This window comes from Caproicibacterium lactatifermentans (assembly GCF_013315815.1).
In the GTDB taxonomy this organism is placed as follows: domain Bacteria; phylum Bacillota; class Clostridia; order Oscillospirales; family Acutalibacteraceae; genus Caproicibacterium; species Caproicibacterium lactatifermentans.
In genome coordinates this window covers 1,160,772-1,177,897 of record NZ_CP046051.1, presented here as the reverse complement: position 1 = coordinate 1,177,897, position 17,126 = coordinate 1,160,772, and the positions used below count along the sequence as shown (strand labels likewise).

Below are 17,126 nucleotides of genomic sequence, written 5' to 3'. Positions count from 1 at the left end.
TCCTATTATGTCTATTCGGCTGGAAACAAAATACCTGGATGGCTTTGCCATACCAGAGGAAATGACAAATCTGGCTCCTCAGGTCAAACTGGCGCATGAACTGCTTCATACAGGTACAGGTGCGGGAAATGATTTTACCGGTTGGGTCACTCTTCCGACAGATTATGATAAAGAAGAGTTCGCCCGCATTCAGGCCGCTGCAAAACGGATTCAAAACAATTCAGATGTATTTATTGTCATTGGTATCGGTGGTTCGTACCTAGGCGCACGCGCTGCAGTCGAATTCCTAAAGTCCAACAACTATAATGCACTGAAGAAAGATACACCGAATATCTACTTCGTTGGCAACAGCATCAGCTCCACGGCGCTTGCCGAAGTAGTGGAACTGTGTGAAGGCAAAAATGTTTCTATTAACATGATTAGTAAGTCCGGCACAACAACGGAGCCGTCCATTGCATTTCGTGTACTGCGTGATATGCTGAACAAAAAGTACGGCAAAGAAGGTGCACGCGAGCGCATTTTCTGTACAACAGATAAATCCAAGGGGACCTTAAAACATCTGGCGGATGAGGAAGGATACGAAACCTTCGTCGTGCCGGATAATGTCGGCGGACGCTACAGTGTTCTGACGGCGGTAGGCCTATTGCCGATTGCTGTTTCCGGTGCAGACATCGGCGCCCTCATGGCAGGTGCAGCAAAGGCACAGAAGCTTTACAATAATCCGAATCTTGCGGAAAATCCTTGCTATCAGTATGCTGCGGCACGCAACCTTTTGTACCGTAAAGGCAAAGAAGTGGAAATCTTGGTCAGCTACGAACCGTGCTTTACCATGATGAATGAATGGTGGAAACAGCTGTACGGCGAAAGTGAAGGCAAGGACAACAAAGGACTGTTCCCGGCTTCGGTGGTCTTTTCTACAGACTTGCATTCTATGGGACAGTACATTCAGCAGGGCCGCCGTATCCTCTTTGAAACGACCGTTTTGTTTGACAAGCCGAAAAAGGAAATCACGATTGGCAATGACCCGCAGAACATTGATGGCTTGAATTTCCTGGAAGGCAAGACAATGGCCTATGTAAACGAAAAAGCTTTTGAGGGTACTGTGCTGGCACATACAGACGGCAATGTACCGAATCTGGTTATTCGTGTACCAGACTTTTCAGAAGATTCGCTTGGTCGGCTGATATATTTCTTTGAAAAATCCTGTGCCATTTCTGGTTATCTGATGGGCGTTAACCCGTTTAATCAGCCTGGTGTGGAAAGTTACAAGAAGAATATGTTTGCTCTGCTTGGCAAACCTGGTTATGAGGCACAGAAAGATGCTTTGGAAGCTCGGTTAAACAAGTAAAGCAGGTTAGCACAAATAACATAAAGGGGATAGTTTTATGATTACATTCATTACAGGCAAAAAAGGCTCAGGAAAAACCAAAAAGCTGATTGAAGGCGCAAATGCTGCAGTTGCTTCCTCCAAGGGCAATGTCGTGGTCATTGAAAAGGGCCTGAAGCTTACCTATGATGTTGACCATGCAGCTCGTCTGATAGACATTGAGGCATACGGCATTAAGGGTGCGGAAGCATTGTTTGGCTTTATCAGCGGCATCTGCGCCGGCAACTATGATGTAACAGACATCTTTGTCGATTCCACCCTCAAGATTATGGGTCCTGACCTGCAGCAGCTGATTCCGTTTGCAGAAAAGGTCAATGCACTGGCAGCTATGGCAAACACAAATATCACCTGCCTTATCTCTGCGGATAAGGCAGATATTCCGGATGGCGTTCGTCAGTATATTACAGAAGTTTGACTTCTGCCGAGGGAAAATGCTGCCTACCGGCAGCATTTTCTATGTTTTTTCCGCGTTTCTTTTGCTTTTTTCTTGACATCGAACGGGACAGCGTCTATAATAATCAATTGTAGCGCGTATTGAGGTGTACTATCTATGCTTTTGAATTTGAAAAAGAAAATACAGGAAGACGGAACTTCGCTTCCTCTTCAGTATTCGTTTGACCTTTCAAAGCTTTCCTGTGATGCGGTATATCCTTTTGTTTCTCCTGTCCAGGTGGAGGGAACAGTAGATATGCACGGCGGCTTTGCACAGCTGCAGGCAGCTGTATCTTTCGATTTCTCAGTCCCGTGCGACCGTTGTACAGCCCAGATAAATAAGCGCTTGACCTATCGGTTTTCTCACACGCTGGTTCCATCGCTTACCAATGAACGGGATGCAGACGATGACCGGTACGTTGTTCTGCAGGAGGACGGTTCACTGGATTTGGACCATCTGCTGCAGGAAGACATCCTCTTGGCTCTTCCTAACAAATTTTTGTGCCGGGAAGACTGTAAGGGTTTGTGCCCTATCTGTGGCAAGAATTTGAATGACGGTCCCTGCGGCTGTAGCCACAAAGAGATTGACCCGCGCCTTGAGGTGCTGAAACAACTGATAAAATGACCAGAGTCATATAGAGTCATATAAGGAGGTGCTGAACATGGCGGTACCAAAAAGCAAACTTTCCAGTGCAAGACAGAATAAACGGCGTTCCAATGTTTGGAAAATTAGCGCTCCTGCTCTGATGAAATGCCCAAAGTGTGGTGCTTTTAAGGTTGCACATCAGGTGTGTGGTAACTGCGGCTATTACAATGGCAGACAGGTTATCAACAAAAAGGACGTTTGATTGTCCTGCTGGTTTTCCGGAAAATCCAGGGGTTGTCTCGTAAAACACAGCATTTGCTGTGTGGGGCAGCTCCTGTTTTTCTTTATTTGTATGCTTGTGTACAGTCAGGGGAATATTGATAGTAGGATTTTACTTTTTCGGCTGCAAGCAAGTGCTTTTTTGGAATCTCCGCTTGACGAACTGCGCAGAAAATGCCATAATCTTCTTATGTATCGTTTAGCCAGTTTCACGGCCGGCCCTGCTGTACTGAAGTGAGCACAGGACAAGCTGTGCTTTGCGCTATAAAAAAACTTTTTTAGATGATATCGCACGGAAACAGATACAGGCAGGAAAAAGATGCCCCTGTCCAAGCTGATTCCCTGTAGTAACTGGGAGTGAAAAAAATGTCGAAACCTGTTGTTGCAGTTGTTGGCCGCCCAAATGTTGGAAAGTCAACGCTGTTTAACAAGCTGGTAGGGAAACGGCTGTCTATTGTTGATGATACGCCGGGTGTTACGCGTGACCGTATTTATGGAAAATGTGAATGGTGCGGCCATTCGTTTACGGTGATCGATACCGGCGGTATTGAGCCAAATACCAGTGATATTCTGCTTTCACAGATGCGTGCGCAGGCACAGCTGGCGATTGATGCGGCAGATGTTATTTTAATGGTAACGGACCTGCATGCAGGTGTTACTGCAGCGGACCAAGAGGTAGCCTCTATGCTGCGCCGAAGCGGCCGTCCGGTCATTCTGTGTGTCAATAAATGTGACACAGTTGGCGAGCCACCTGTTGAATTTTATGAATTCTATAATCTGGGACTTGGTGACCCGATTGCTGTTTCATCCGTGCATGGTCATGGAACCGGTGACCTGTTGGACCATGTGGTTTCTTATCTTCCAAAGGAAGAAACGGAAGAAGAAGATACCGAAGCGATTCGTGTGGCCGTTATTGGCAAACCAAATGTCGGCAAATCATCGCTTATCAATCATATTTCCGGAGAAAATCGCTGCATCGTTTCCGATATTGCGGGCACAACGCGTGACGCGATTGATACGGAAGTCGATAATTCTTATGGGAAGTTTATTTTTATTGATACAGCAGGCCTGCGCCGGAAAAGTAAAGTGACTGACCAAATTGAACATTACAGTGTGCTGCGTGCACAAATGGCCATAGAGCGTGCGGATGTCTGCGTGATTATGATTGATGCACTGACAGGCTTTACCGAACAGGATTCAAAGGTAGCCGGACTTGCCCATGAGGCAGGGAAGGGCTGTGTAGTGGCAGTCAACAAATGGGATGCTGTTGAAAAAGAAACAGGTACTATGGAATCCATGCGTACAAAACTGCAGGGAGATTTTTCATTCATGAGCTATGTGCCTATTATCTTTTTGTCCGCAAAAACAGGGCAACATTTAAAGGACCTGTTCCAGACAATTTGCCAGTCAGCTGAATCGAACAAAAAGCGTATTGCAACGGGCATGCTGAATGACGTTTTGGCGCAAGCTACCGCTCGTGTACAGCCGCCGACTGACAAGGGCCATCGCTTGAAAATTTATTATATGACGCAGGCCAGTACCTGCCCACCCACTTTTGTCTGCTTTGTCAATTCGGCGGAATTGTTTCATTTTTCCTATCAGCGGTATTTGGAAAACCGCATTCGCGACACATTTGGCCTTACAGGAACTCCGGTCCGCTTTATCATTCGGGAACGTGACCGGCGCTCTTAAAATCTGGTTTTCTGGGGAGGAACCAATATGCAGTATCCTGTAAACTTTATTGTTGCAATTGCCTTATCCGCAATTATCAGCTACCTGCTGGGCAGTATTTCTTTTTCTATCATCTTTACAAAAATGTTTGAGAAAAAGGATATCCGCACCATGGGCAGCGGAAATGCCGGTATGACAAATGTTCTGCGGTCGGCGGGTATCAAACCGGGACTGCTGACGATTTTTTGTGATTTCGGCAAAGGCATTTTGTCCTGCTTTATAGGCATACAGATTTTTGTGGCACTGTTGGGCAGCGGAACGGAGCTTGCCCGCTACGGCGTTTATATTGCCGGTATTGCGTGTGTGCTGGGACATATGTTTCCCTTTTATTTTGGATTCCGTGGGGGAAAAGGTGTCCTGACTACCGCGGCGGTTTTGCTGATGATTTATCCGCCGCTGATTGCTGTCGATTTTTCACTGTTTTTGGTTATTGCAATTATCAGTAAATATGTTTCGCTCGGTTCGGTTATTGCAGCCAGTACATTTCCGCTGTGGGGCTGGATGTTCAACTATTTTCTGCTTTTCCGTACAGGGCAGGTTTCTCTTACGTATATGACGATTACCACGCTGCTTCTGTGCTTTCTTTCAGTCTGCATTGATATCCGTCACCGCGGAAATATCAGCCGGCTGATACATGGTACAGAAAAAAAGTTTTCTCTTCACCATGGCAGCCACTGAAAATAGGACTTTTAAAACCGAAACATAAAAAAGCACTGTATATGGCCTGCCCGCTGTGGGCAAAGCATATACGGTGCTTTTTACGTTCCTGAGAGTAAAAAACAATAAAAAAAAGAAGCCCGAAGGCTCCTTTATTTCTCACATAGCTCGTTTTACCTTGCCGGAACGCAGGCAGCGGGTGCAGGCGTAAATACGCTTCGGAGAACCGTTAACAATCGCTTTTACACGACGGATGTTTGGCTTCCAGGTACGGTTGGAACGACGATGAGAATGGGACACTCGAATACCGAAAGCAAGATCCTTGCCACAGATTTCGCACTTTGCCATGAGTCTGCACCTCCTTCTAAAAGGATTTTTGCATATTTGCATGTTGCGATAACAAAGTATATTATACAGGAACTCCCTTTAAAAAGCAAGACTTTTTTAGAATTTGTGCGTAGGCGGCACTTGCCTTGTATTTTATTGGCAGGCGTATTATAATAAAGCATATCTCATGTGCCGGCAGAATGGAACAAAGGAGAAAAGTTTAAATGCTATTTAATGTTATTCAATCCATGATTCAGGGACAGGGCTTCAATGCCATGAGCGCATTCGCTGATGTTGTGGCTTCCATCCTGATTATTATTTTCATTTTGCCGTTTCACGAATATGCGCACGGTTGGGCTGCCAAAAAACTGGGTGACCCTACGGCGGAAAATGCTGGTCGCCTTACTTTTAACCCATTGGCGAGTCTGGACCCTTTTGGTGCACTGTTTCTGATTCTTTTTGGCTTTGGTTGGGCAAAGCCTGTTCCAATCGACCCGCGCTATTTTAAGAACCCAAAAAAGGATATGGCATTGACAGCTGTTGCCGGCCCGTTGGCCAACTTGTTGGCGTCCCTGGCTTCCGGTATCCTTTTTAATGTCGTTCTGCTGGTAGGCGGCGGCAGTGTTACTTATGGCCTGTATCCGGAAAACAGCATTGTACAGTTTTTCCTGCTGTTTTTCGGTGCCTGCACCACCATCAACATTTCCCTTGCGGTCTTCAACTTGCTGCCAATTCCGCCGCTGGATGGTTCCCGTATATTGGGTATGTTTTTAAGTGACCGGGCCATGATGGCATATTATCGGTATGAAAAATATATTATGTTCGGTATTTTTGCGCTTCTTCTGATTGGTGCACTGGATGTCCCGCTGAATTTTCTGCAGCGTGTGTTCACTTTTGGCATTATGTCTTTGGCAAATCTGCCGTTTCGTCTGTTGGGTGTGTAATATTTGGAAACAATATGGAAAAGCTAACCTATAAACTGGACGCCTTTGAGGGTCCACTGGACCTGCTCTTATATCTAATACGCAAGAATAAACTCAATATTTGTGACATTCCAATCGCAGAAGTCCTGCAGCAGTATATGGACCATATCCACGCTGCACAGCAGAAAGATATGGATGTTTCCAGCGAGTTCCTGGACATGGCGGCCCGTCTTGTTTATATGAAGACAGTTTACCTTCTGCCAAAGCATGAAGAGGCTGAAACCATGCGTGCACAGCTTTCGGGACAGCTGCTGGAATATGAGGAATGCAAAAAAGTGGCGGCAGTTTTGGGCGGTACGCTTATGGTGGATACATCGTTTACAAGGGAACCGGAACCAGTTGCACCGGACTTCACTTACCGCCGGCCAATTAACCCGGAAAATCTGCAAAAAGCGTATTACGGTGCTGCCGGCCGGCGTATGCCGCCGCCAACGCAAAAGTCTTTCTCAAAATTAGTGGCACATCGAGTCGTTTCTGTTGCCTCCCAAATGGTTGGGGTAATGCGCTGCTTGTGGAAAAAAGGACGGGCAGCCTATCAGGAACTGTTCCGCCGTAAACAGAATCGTTCAGAAATTGTGGCGACTTTCCTCGCTTTACTGGAACTAATTCATGATAAACGTGTGCGTGTAGAGGGCGAGGGGAACAACCCCACTGTGAAATTAACGAAGGTGGGTGAACACAAATGGAATGCAAAGACATGACTGGTGCGCTGCAGGCAATGCTGTTTGCTAACGGCGAGCCGCTTCCTCTGGAACGAATTGCGGAAGTGTTGGGGCTAACACCACAGAAAGCTTTACAGCTAGCGGAAGAAACCCGCATGGCTTTTAATACAGCAAACCGCGGAATACAGATTATTCGCGTGGAAGACAGCTACCAAATGTGCAGTGCACCGCCTTTCGCTGGGCAGGTTCGAGCCCTGCTTAATATTCGGCACAATGCGCCGCTTTCACAGGCAGCACTGGAGGCCTTGGCAATTATCGCGTATAACCAGCCGGTTACAAAAGCATTTGTTGAACAGATTCGGGGAGTTGATTCGTCTAGTACGGTGAACAGCCTTTGCCAGAAAGGATTGGCAGAAGAATGTGGCCGTTTGGAATTGCCCGGCCGTCCTCTGCTTTACAGAACAACTTCTAACTTTCTGCGGTGTATGGGAATTGCTTCATTAGATGAACTCCCTCCGCTTAAACAGGACGAAAAGAGCGAAACAGAAGCAACTCCTGATTCTGTTTCGCAGGTGTCGGAGGCGGTGCCATGACGTTCTTAAAAGTATTTTTGATAATGAACGCTGTTTTTTTCCTGCTTTCCATGGCATCGGTGCGTCTGCGTTTTTCTTATTATGATACACTGCATATGAAAATCTCTTATCTTTTTTTCTCTTATACGCTTTTACCGCAAAAGGAGAAGAAAAAGGCAAAAAAGAAGCAGCCTTCTCCGAAAAAGGAGGAGAAGCCAAAGCAGAAAAAAGAGAATATTTTCCACAAAGCTTATCGGGAGCGGGGTCTGTCTGGCTTACTGCATTTGCTGAAAGGACTGGCGGATATGGCCAGCGGCGCATTGAAAACGCTGTTTCGGCATATTCGGGCAAAACAGCTTTCTCTGCATATATCCGTTGCAGAAAGAGATGCTGCAACGACAGCGGTTAAGTATGGCTATGTTTGTGCGGCAGTTTATCCTGCTTTTTCGGTTTTAACGCAGGCCATGCGATGCCGTGCGTTTGAAGTGGCGGTTGTTCCCAGTTTTCACGGTATCCAAACAAAAATACAAGGTACAGCTGATGTCAAAATTCGTGTAGTCTTTTTAATAACTGCACTTATACGTGCATTGATGGCATACATGAAACTTATGAAATCGGCTAAAATAAACAGTGACACACAAAATCAAAATAGAAAAGGCGGTGCAGAAAATGAGCGACAGCAACCATCCAATTGAAGGCATGATGGACACAACGCTCCAAAATATCCGGCAGATGGTGGATATTAACACAATCATCGGCGACCCCATTACGGCGCCGGACGGGACGATTATTATTCCCATTTCTAAAATCAGCTATGGTTTTGCTTCTGGCGGTTCTGATTTTGCCTGTAAAGCAAACCCCGACAAAGATTTCTTTGGTGGCGGTGCTGGTGCCGGTGTTTCCATTAGTCCGGTCGCGTTTCTCACAATTTCCAACGGCAATGTTAAGATGCTGCAGATTGACCCGTATAATTCTTCTACGGACCGCATTGTTGGTATGGTTCCGGATATTGTTGATAAAGTAAATGAAATGATTAACGGAAAAAAGAAGAAAAAAGACGAACAAGCGGCGGCAAAGCAGGAAAATACCGAAACACAGCCGCAGAAATAATCTTTTTACAACCGCCTGCATATAGGTATTTTGGGCAGGTGGTTGTTTTGTTTTATTAAGGGGGGAGAAGGTATTCGTTACATAAAAAAAGACGGGAAAAAATGGGCAGCATTTTTTCTTGCACTCTGTATTTTTTGTGGGACCGCTGTTGTCTGTTCAGCCAGAACAGCGGACGCTGTTCCAGTGGTTTCAGCGCAGTCGGCCATTTTGGTCAATGCGGATGATGGCAGTGTGCTGTGGGCCAAAAATGCCGCACAGAAACGTCCCATGGCCAGTACGACAAAGATTATGACGGCACTGCTGACACTGGAAACAGCTTCCTGCAAGGACCGTGTGGTTGACATTACAGCCGATATGGTACGGGTGGAGGGCTCCTCCATGGGGTTGCGCGCAGGTGACCGTCTTTCTCTCAGTGGACTGGCGGCCGGTATGCTCAGCACTTCCGGCAACGACGCCGCCACAGCAGCGGCCTATGCGTTGGCTGGCAGCCCAGCAGCATTTGTACAAAAAATGAATCAGCGTGCACAAGAGCTGAAAATGACCAATACGCATTTCGCTACCCCTTCTGGGTTGGATGACAGCCAGCATTATTCCACTGCAGAGGATATGGCAAAACTTGCTTGTGCAGCGATGAAGAATGCATCATTTGCGGCGATTACAGCGCAGAAAACCATACAGGTGCATTTTGTGCAGCCTGACTGTACACAGACGTTTACCAATCACAACAAGCTATTGTCTATGTATAATGGCTGCATAGGAGTGAAAACAGGCTTTACGAAGAAAGCAGGCCGCTGCTTTGTCAGCTGTGCACAGCGCAATGGCGTTCGATTGGTGGCTGTTACACTTTCCGCACCGGATGACTGGAAAGACCATCAGATTATGCTTGATTATGGATTTTCGCAGCTGAGATCGGTCCCAATTGATGACAGTGCCTACTCTGTTTCATTGCCGCTGGTAGGCGGAAGTAAGGAAGCAGTGCAGGTCCATGGCATGGCGGGCAGCACAGTCGTTATCCCCAAAGATGCCAATTTGAACCGCAGCGTACAGCTCCCTCATTTCTTGTATGCACCATTGGATAAAGAGGAACCGGTTGGCACTGTTCAGTACTGCTATGGGGGCAAAGTAGTAGCCCAAACCGTATTGACAGCCCAGAAAGAATCTGCCGCACCACCACAGGAAAGCAGCGTTTGGCAAAAAATCTGCTCTTTCTTTAGTTCCTTGGCAGAGTCCCTATTTGCTTCCTAAAAACTGATGAATTGAATTTTATAGATAAAACGAGGATGAAAAATGGCAGAAAAAATCAGACTGCAGAAAATACTGGCGGACGCAGGCGTTGCTTCCCGCAGAAAAGCGGAGGAAATGATCGCCGCCGGTGATGTACGGGTAAATGACCAGCCGGTGCAGGTGGGCGACAAAGCGGACCCAAAACACGACAAAATTACGGTTAAGGGCCGGCTTCTAAAGACGCACACACCGAATGTTTATTTGCTGCTTCACAAGCCGCGCGGCTTTATTACAACCATGTCGGACGAAAAGGGAAGAAAATGCGTTGCTGATTTGGTCAAAGATATTCCGGAACGTGTTTATCCGGTCGGCCGGCTGGATCGGGAAAGCGAAGGATTGCTCCTGATGACCAACGACGGTGCTTTTGCAAATGCTATGACGCATCCCTCCCGTCATGTGCCGAAAACGTACCGTGTTACGGTTCATCCCAGCATTACTGAGGAACAGCTGACACAGATGGCCGTTGGAATCGTTATTGACGGCCGCCGTACGGCGCCGGCACAGGTGCGCGTCCTAAAGCAGGAGCAGGGGCGCGTCGTACTGGAAATCATCCTGCATGAAGGGCGCAACCGGCAAATCCGCAAGATGTGCGAAGCATTGGGGCTGGAGGTAGCGCGTCTAAAGCGCACGGCGATTGGTCCGCTGCGTTTGGGAATGCTTCAGCCGGGTGATTATCGGGAATTAACAGCACAGGAAATAAATCAGCTGAATGCGGCGGCAAAGGCGGACAGGCAGTCCGACAGTACTTCTGCGCCGCGTCCCCATAACAGCAGGCGCTGAACCAGATGTATCCTTTCAAAAAGCGGCATATGCAAAAACCATCCAACAGGTACATTTGTTTTTCTGTTTATGCGATAAAATGACCTCCCAGACGGCCTTTTATTGACAAGCGGGGGACTTATCTGATACAATAATAAAGTATGTGAACAGAAGTGAATAAAGAAAACGAGATGGTTTTTTGATAAAGAGCATGACCGGCTATGGAAGATATGAAGCTATTATCAATGGTCGGCATATTCAAGCAGAAGTAAAGTCAGTCAATCACCGCTATTTTGAATTTTCCGCACGCATTAGCCGTGGATATGGCTTTTTGGAGGATAGAATTCGTACTTATCTGCAAAGCCGCATTTCCCGCGGCAAAGTGGATGCTATGGTGCTGATAGAGCCGGTAGAGGACGCAAATGTACAGATTTCCGTCAATCACGGCGTTGCTGCAGGGTATATTGCCGCGATGAAAGACCTTTGCAGCACCTATGGCCTAAAAAATGACCTTTCGGTCTCGGACCTCGCACATTTTGATGGCATTTTTACAGTCTTTCATGAGCCGGAAAATGAAGAGGAAGTTTGGACAGATGTTCAGAAAACGCTGGACCATGCGATGGATTCTTTTGCACAAATGCGTTTAGCAGAGGGCCAAAAGATGAAAGAGGATGTTGCTTCACGTGCACACGACATTCTGAAAATAGTGGAGAAAGTTGAACAGCGTTCGCCGGAGACAGTGGAAGCATATCGCAGACGACTGCAGGCGCGTTTGCAGGAAGTGCTGCAGGACCAGACGGTTGACGAGCAGCGCATCGTGACGGAAGCGGCTATTTTTGCTGACAAAGTCGCGGTGGATGAAGAAACCGTTCGGCTGCGCAGTCACCTTTCTCAGTTTTGTGCTATGCTGGAATCTGACGGTCCAGTAGGCCGCAAGCTGGATTTTCTGGTGCAGGAAATGAACCGGGAAGCCAATACCATCGGTTCCAAGTGCACTGATACACAAATCGCCTATCTGGTGGTGGACATCAAGGCGGAAATTGAAAAAATCCGGGAACAGATTCAGAATATTGAATAAATATTTTCTATCCTGAAAAACAGGGGGAATAAAGACTTTATGAGGTTGATCAATATCGGTTTTGGAAACATGGTTTCCGCAAACCGTCTGGTCGCTATTGTCAGTCCGGAGTCTGCGCCTATCAAGCGCATTATTCAGGACGCAAAAGAACGGGGTACGCTGATTGATGCGACTTACGGCCGCCGCACGCGTGCAGTGATTATTATGGACAGCGAGCATGTCATTTTGTCTGCAGTTCAGCCGGAAACAGTTGCAAACCGGCTGAACTGCAAAGAGAACGATATGGATGAAGAGGAGCTGGGTGAAAACAATGAGTAAAGGACTGCTGATCGTTTTTTCCGGTCCTTCCGGAACAGGAAAGGGTACGGTTTTAAGCGCCTACTTTGCAAAGCACCCGGAAGCCCAATTCTCAGTTTCTGCTACTACGCGCAAGCCCCGTCCGGGTGAGCAGGACGGCCGTGAGTATTATTTTGTATCCAGAGAAAAATTTATGCAGATGAAGCAGAATAATGAGTTGTTGGAAAGTGCGGAGTACTGTGGTAACTGTTACGGAACACCGCGTGCACCGATTGAAAAAGCCCTGAAAGACGGCAAAGACGTTTTTCTGGACATAGAGGTGCAGGGCGGTGCACAGATTCGCCGTCTGCTGCCGGAAAGCGTCGGTGTCTTTATTCTGCCGCCATCCATTCAAGTACTGGGAGAGCGTCTGAGGGGCCGTGGAACGGAAGCAGAAGAAGTTGTGGAAAACCGTTTGACAGCAGCCAGACGGGAAATTCCAAAGGCTGCAGAGTACGATTATGCGGTGGTAAATGATACCGTAGAAAAAGCGGCGGAGAACCTTGCAGCAATCGTCACTGCAGAAAAACACAAAACAAGCCGGAATCAGGCGCTGATAGAAAGGGTGCTGAATCATGATTAAACCGATTGCAGATCTTTTGACAGAACCGGGCCAGAGCCGTTATGCACTATGCGTGGGCGTTTCCAAGCGTGCTCGTGAAATTGCAGAAGAAGCGGAAAAAAACCACATCGTTTTGGATGAGCAGCCGGTCGAAATAGCTGTTCAGGAACTGACAGAGCATAAATATCATATTGTGGAATCCAACCGCAATGAGGATGAAGAAGCGGACGAGGCAAAGGTGCAGCAGCTGGAAGAACAGCGCAATGCTGAAATCGCCGCGGCTGAAGAAAATGCAAAGGTGAGCTCCGAAGCGTGGAACGAGGAAAACGCAGAACAGCCTGAAGAATAGAAGTAAGAGGGAGATAAGGCAAATGCAGGTTGTCAAAGTCGCTGTGGAAAAAACAGTGTATCATTTTGATAAAGACTTTGACTATGCAGTGCCGGACTCTCTTACCGGCCAGGCAGTGCCAGGGTGCCGCGTCTTGGTCCCTTTTGGCGCAGGCAGCCGCCTGCGCCAGGGCATGATTCTGTCCTCCGCCGAGGAATTGGACAGCGGCAAAAAGCTGAAATATATAAGAGCGGTGCTGGATGAAGCACCGCTTCTTTCGCATGAAATGCTTTTTTTGGTACCGTGGCTGAAACAGCGCTGCTTTTGTACACTGTTTGAAGCGGTACGATTGCTGCTGCCTGTAGGACTTACCTACCAGCTGCGCCGTTTTTATACACTGGCACCAGACGTTCGTCCGGCAGAGGTGCAGCGCCTTTTGCCGGACGAACAGATTGTAGTCGCACAGCTTGCAAATCATGCGGCAGTTGAACGAAAAAAGCTGCTGAAATGTGCGGGCTTGCCGCCGGATTCCAATGTGCCCGACCGTTTGTGTGAAGCGGGCATTTTGTCCTGTACACGCAATCCGGTTCGCCGCATGGGAGACGCTTTCAAGAAGATGGTACGGCTGTGTGCCGAGCTGCCGCAACAGTTTCGCCTTACACCGCGGCAGAAGGAAGTTTTTAAGGTCTTGCAGGACGTCGGGTGCGCGTCTGTCAAAGAAATTTGTTATTTTACAGGTGTTACACCGGTCGTTATTGAGAACATGGAAGCTCACGGCGTTTGTGAAACATACGAGCAGGAGCAATATCGCATTCCATATTCGAAAAATGGAATTGCAGCAGGTGAACAAACGCCGATTCATCTTTCCCCCGCACAGGAAACAGCCTTTACACACCTATATCAGCTTTCCTGCAAAGGAGATGCGTCAGCCGCGCTTTTGTACGGTGTGACAGGCAGTGGGAAAACCAGCGTGTATCTCTGCCTGATAGACAAAGCCTTAGAGGCGGGCCGTACGGCACTGCTAATGGTGCCGGAAATTTCCCTGACACCGCAGATGGTTCGCATTTTTCGGCAGCGTTATGGAAAGAAAATGGCTGTTTTTCACAGTGGCCTTTCTGTCGGTGAACGTATGGACGAGTGGAAACGTGTGCGCAGGGGGGAAGCCACGGTGGTTGTTGGCACGCGCTCTGCGGTTTTTGCGCCATTAGACCATATTGGACTTATTGTTGTGGACGAAGAACAGGAATCTGCTTATCAGTCGGAAAGTTCCCCACGTTATCATGCAAAAGAAGTGGCGTGGTTTCGGTGCCGGTACCATCATGCACTTTTGTTGCTGACTTCTGCAACGCCCAGTGTAGAAACTTATTATGCGGCGAAAACGGGAAAAATAGATTTAGAGATTCTTCCGGAACGCTATGGTCCGGCACAGATGCCGGAAGTACATGTCTGTGATATGAATGCAGAACTGCAGAACGGCAATGCTTCTATTTTAAGCCGCCCGCTTTTGGAAGCTGTGCAGGAGACACTGTGCGATGGACAGCAGGCCATTTTGCTGCTGAATCGCCGCGGGTATCATACCTTTGTGGTCTGTCCGGACTGCGGTCATGTAATGACGTGCCCCAACTGCAGCATTTCCTTGACTTACCATGCGGCCAACCATCGTCTGATGTGCCACTACTGTGGTTATTCTGTCCCTATGACGATGGAATGTCCGGCCTGTCACGGAACGCATTTGCAGTATCGCGGCTCCGGCACACAAAAAGCGGAAGAAGAACTGAAAAAGCTTCTGCCGCAAGCGCGTGTTCTGCGTATGGATGCGGATGCAGCCATGTCTCGTTATGCATATGAGGACAAGCTGCATGCCTTTGCAAACGGCAAGTACAACCTTATGATTGGAACCCAAATGGTCGCAAAAGGCCTTGATTTTGAAAACGTGACGGTGGTCGGTGTACTGAATGCGGATGGCTCCCTGTACAATGACGATTTTCGCAGTTCTGAGCGGACATTTGATTTACTGACGCAGGTTGTTGGACGAGCTGGCCGGGGCCGTCTGCACGGCAGAGCGTATCTGCAGACCTATACACCGGAAAATCCAGTATTTGCGCTGGCAGCCAAACAGGATTACCCCGCTTTTTATGAACAGGAGCTGCCGCTGCGCAAATGGATGCTGTATCCACCGTTTGCCGATTTGTGTGTGGTCGGTTTTGTCGGAAGTGAGGAAGCGCGCGTCCGCGGCGGCAGCAGTATTTTTCTGCAGATGCTGCGAAAGCTGGCGGCCAGTGAATATGGGAAGCTGCCGCTTCGGGTGCTGCGTCCTTCTCCGGCACGTATTGTCCGTATGGATGGGCGGTACCGCTATAAGCTTCTGATAAAGTGCCGGAACAGCCTTTTGTTCCGGAAAATGATCGCATGTTTGTTGGTTGCCTTTTCCAAACGGAAAGATACCAAAGGGGTTACCGCTTTTGCGGACATCAATCCGGACAGCATTCTGTAGATGTGCGGTTTTATTCATAAAAAAGAAATGAATTCCGTTTATAATCTTATTGATATTGATAAAGTCCTGCTGAAATTAAAAACATAAGGAGGAATTGCAATGGCAATTCGTAATATTCGTACAGGAAATGACCCTTGTTTAAAGACTGTCTGCCGTCCGGTGGAAAAATTCGATGATCACCTAGGCCAGATTTTGGATGATATGTATGAAACCATGAAACGTGCAAACGGCGTTGGCCTGGCTGCACCACAGGTAGGCATTCTGCGCCGCATTGTGGTCATTGATGTCGGTGACGGACGTGTAGAACTGATTAACCCGGAATTCCTGTTGCAGGAAGGGGAACAGCAGTGTGTAGAAGGCTGCCTGTCTTTCCCAAACCGCTGGGGCGTTACACATCGTCCGAATCATGTCAAAGTACGTGCACAGCGCCGTGATGGCACTTTCTTTGAATTGGACGGCACAGAAATGCTTGCACTTGCCTGTTGTCACGAGATTGACCACCTGAACGGCATTGTGTTCCTTTCACATGTTGAACATTTCCTGACAGATGAAGAACTGAAAAAATGAAATGAATGTCCCAGTAATGTATATTTTATCGAAACGGAAATAAACTCCTATCAGGATTGGTGAACAAAATGCGTTTGGTTTTTATGGGGACACCGGATTTTGCGGTGCCCTGTCTGCAGGCACTGCTGGATGCTGGACATACAGTGTGCGGCGTATATACACAGCCGGATAAGCCGAAAGGTCGCAAATATACCCTGACACCGCCGCCGGTGAAGGTTCTGGCGCAAAAATCCGGTATTCCGGTTTTTCAGCCGAAAACACTGCGTACACCGGAAGCGGCAGCGCAGCTGCGGCAGCTGGCACCAGAGGCAGTGCTTGTGGTTGCTTACGGAAAACTTCTGCCTAAAGAAATATTAGAGATTCCGCCAAAGGGGTGTATCAATGTGCATGCATCGTTGCTGCCGGCTTACCGTGGGGCAGCGCCCATTCAGTGGTCTGTGCTGAATGGAGATAAGGAAACCGGTGTGACAACCATGTATATGGCAGAGGGGCTGGACACCGGCGATATTCTTTTGCAGGAAAAAACGCCAATCGGGGCGGAAGAAACCGCGGGGCAGCTGCATGACCGTCTATCAGCGCTGGGGGCGCATCTTTTAGTGCGCACACTGGCAGAACTAGATGCTATTCAGCCTCGCCCGCAGGGAAAAGCAACTACAGCTTATGCTTCCATGCTGGACAAATCCATGAGTCCGATTGACTGGAGCCACACAGCCAGCCAGATTCACAGCTGGATTTGCGGGTTGAATCCGTGGCCAACAGCCTCTACCACTTATGGCGGCCGACAGCTGAAAATTCTTGCTGCTCGTGTTGTGAAACCAAAACAGGCGGGCCAGCAGCCCGGCACCGTGGACAGCGATTTGACCGTCTGCTGTGGAGAGGGGACGGCGCTGCAGGTAACAGAGGTACAGCTGGCAGGCAAAAAGCGTATGTCTGCTGTTGATTTTCTGCGGGGACATCCTGTGCCGGAGGGTGCTGTGCTGCCTTGCTGAAAG

21 protein-coding genes are annotated in these 17,126 nt (G+C 48.2%); 20 read left to right on the top strand and 1 reads right to left on the bottom strand.

All coding sequences use genetic code 11. The features are described from left to right. Window positions 1-7: 7 nt before the first annotated feature. The 6 genes from GJQ69_RS05715 to plsY all read left to right on the top strand — a co-directional run bounded on the left by GJQ69_RS05715 (window position 8) and on the right by plsY (window position 5,093). Window positions 8-1,348 carry a glucose-6-phosphate isomerase gene (locus tag GJQ69_RS05715; protein ID WP_086035649.1) on the top strand — a complete coding sequence of 447 codons (1,341 nt, stop codon included), beginning with the start codon at window positions 8-10 and terminating at the stop codon, window positions 1,346-1,348. Window positions 1,349-1,385: 37 nt separating this feature from the next. Continuing rightward, window positions 1,386-1,802: a hypothetical protein gene (locus GJQ69_RS05710; RefSeq protein WP_086035650.1), complete on the top strand. Its 417-nt coding sequence runs from the start codon at window positions 1,386-1,388 to the stop codon at window positions 1,800-1,802. Window positions 1,803-1,937: 135 nt separating this feature from the next. Further along, entirely contained in the window at window positions 1,938-2,444 is a 507-nt protein-coding gene (locus GJQ69_RS05705) for a YceD family protein (protein ID WP_086035651.1), read from the top strand. Window positions 2,445-2,481: 37 nt separating this feature from the next. After that, a complete protein-coding gene (gene rpmF / locus GJQ69_RS05700) occupies window positions 2,482-2,667 on the top strand; it encodes a 50S ribosomal protein L32 (RefSeq protein ID WP_086035652.1) in 186 nt (61 codons plus the stop codon). 383 nt (window positions 2,668-3,050) lie between these two features. Next, window positions 3,051-4,376 (top strand): ribosome biogenesis GTPase Der, encoded by a 1,326-nt coding sequence (gene der / locus GJQ69_RS05695; protein WP_086035654.1) that lies wholly within the window; start codon window positions 3,051-3,053, stop codon window positions 4,374-4,376. Between the two features lie 27 nt (window positions 4,377-4,403). Further along, on the top strand, window positions 4,404-5,093 hold the full coding sequence (gene plsY / locus GJQ69_RS05690; RefSeq protein WP_174193220.1) for a glycerol-3-phosphate 1-O-acyltransferase PlsY: 690 nt from the start codon (window positions 4,404-4,406) through the stop codon (window positions 5,091-5,093). Between the two features lie 138 nt (window positions 5,094-5,231). On the opposite strand, the gene rpmB is transcribed toward plsY, so the two are convergent. Then, window positions 5,232-5,420, bottom strand: coding sequence for a 50S ribosomal protein L28 (gene rpmB / locus GJQ69_RS05685; RefSeq protein ID WP_086035656.1), 189 nt, complete (start codon window positions 5,418-5,420; stop codon window positions 5,232-5,234). A 203-nt stretch (window positions 5,421-5,623) separates the two neighbouring features. Between rpmB and GJQ69_RS05680 the strand changes: the two genes are divergently transcribed. The 14 genes from GJQ69_RS05680 to fmt all read left to right on the top strand — a co-directional run bounded on the left by GJQ69_RS05680 (window position 5,624) and on the right by fmt (window position 17,123). Continuing rightward, window positions 5,624-6,343 carry a site-2 protease family protein gene (locus GJQ69_RS05680; protein WP_086035657.1) on the top strand — a complete coding sequence of 240 codons (720 nt, stop codon included), beginning with the start codon at window positions 5,624-5,626 and terminating at the stop codon, window positions 6,341-6,343. A gap of 14 nt (window positions 6,344-6,357) precedes the next feature. Next, window positions 6,358-7,083: a segregation and condensation protein A gene (locus GJQ69_RS05675; protein ID WP_174193218.1), complete on the top strand. Its 726-nt coding sequence runs from the start codon at window positions 6,358-6,360 to the stop codon at window positions 7,081-7,083. Then, a complete protein-coding gene (scpB, locus tag GJQ69_RS05670) occupies window positions 7,065-7,637 on the top strand; it encodes an SMC-Scp complex subunit ScpB (protein ID WP_086035659.1) in 573 nt (190 codons plus the stop codon). Before GJQ69_RS05675 ends, scpB begins: the two co-directional genes overlap by 19 nt. Further along, window positions 7,634-8,311: a DUF2953 domain-containing protein gene (locus GJQ69_RS05665; protein ID WP_086035660.1), complete on the top strand. Its 678-nt coding sequence runs from the start codon at window positions 7,634-7,636 to the stop codon at window positions 8,309-8,311. Before scpB ends, GJQ69_RS05665 begins: the two co-directional genes overlap by 4 nt. Continuing rightward, a complete protein-coding gene (ytfJ, locus tag GJQ69_RS05660) occupies window positions 8,286-8,726 on the top strand; it encodes a GerW family sporulation protein (protein ID WP_086035661.1) in 441 nt (146 codons plus the stop codon). The genes GJQ69_RS05665 and ytfJ overlap by 26 nt, the downstream gene beginning before the upstream one ends. A gap of 183 nt (window positions 8,727-8,909) precedes the next feature. Continuing rightward, window positions 8,910-9,971, top strand: a complete 1,062-nt coding sequence (locus GJQ69_RS05655) for a serine hydrolase (protein WP_174193216.1) — start codon at window positions 8,910-8,912, stop codon at window positions 9,969-9,971. 42 nt (window positions 9,972-10,013) lie between these two features. Next, window positions 10,014-10,790: a pseudouridine synthase gene (locus GJQ69_RS05650; protein ID WP_086035663.1), complete on the top strand. Its 777-nt coding sequence runs from the start codon at window positions 10,014-10,016 to the stop codon at window positions 10,788-10,790. A 178-nt stretch (window positions 10,791-10,968) separates the two neighbouring features. Beyond that, window positions 10,969-11,847 (top strand): YicC/YloC family endoribonuclease, encoded by an 879-nt coding sequence (locus GJQ69_RS05645; RefSeq protein WP_086035664.1) that lies wholly within the window; start codon window positions 10,969-10,971, stop codon window positions 11,845-11,847. Between the two features lie 39 nt (window positions 11,848-11,886). Beyond that, window positions 11,887-12,165, top strand: a complete 279-nt coding sequence (gene remA / locus GJQ69_RS05640; RefSeq protein WP_086035665.1) for an extracellular matrix/biofilm regulator RemA — start codon at window positions 11,887-11,889, stop codon at window positions 12,163-12,165. Beyond that, entirely contained in the window at window positions 12,158-12,766 is a 609-nt protein-coding gene (gene gmk, locus GJQ69_RS05635) for a guanylate kinase (protein ID WP_174193215.1), read from the top strand. The genes remA and gmk overlap by 8 nt, the downstream gene beginning before the upstream one ends. Continuing rightward, entirely contained in the window at window positions 12,759-13,094 is a 336-nt protein-coding gene (locus GJQ69_RS05630; protein ID WP_086035667.1) for a DNA-directed RNA polymerase subunit omega, read from the top strand. Before gmk ends, GJQ69_RS05630 begins: the two co-directional genes overlap by 8 nt. 22 nt (window positions 13,095-13,116) lie before the next feature. After that, on the top strand, window positions 13,117-15,567 hold the full coding sequence (gene priA / locus GJQ69_RS05625; protein ID WP_236849653.1) for a replication restart helicase PriA: 2,451 nt from the start codon (window positions 13,117-13,119) through the stop codon (window positions 15,565-15,567). 99 nt (window positions 15,568-15,666) lie between these two features. Beyond that, window positions 15,667-16,134 carry a peptide deformylase gene (def, locus tag GJQ69_RS05620; protein ID WP_086035669.1) on the top strand — a complete coding sequence of 156 codons (468 nt, stop codon included), beginning with the start codon at window positions 15,667-15,669 and terminating at the stop codon, window positions 16,132-16,134. A gap of 68 nt (window positions 16,135-16,202) precedes the next feature. Beyond that, on the top strand, window positions 16,203-17,123 hold the full coding sequence (gene fmt, locus GJQ69_RS05615) for a methionyl-tRNA formyltransferase (RefSeq protein WP_086035670.1): 921 nt from the start codon (window positions 16,203-16,205) through the stop codon (window positions 17,121-17,123). Window positions 17,124-17,126 lie beyond the last annotated feature (3 nt).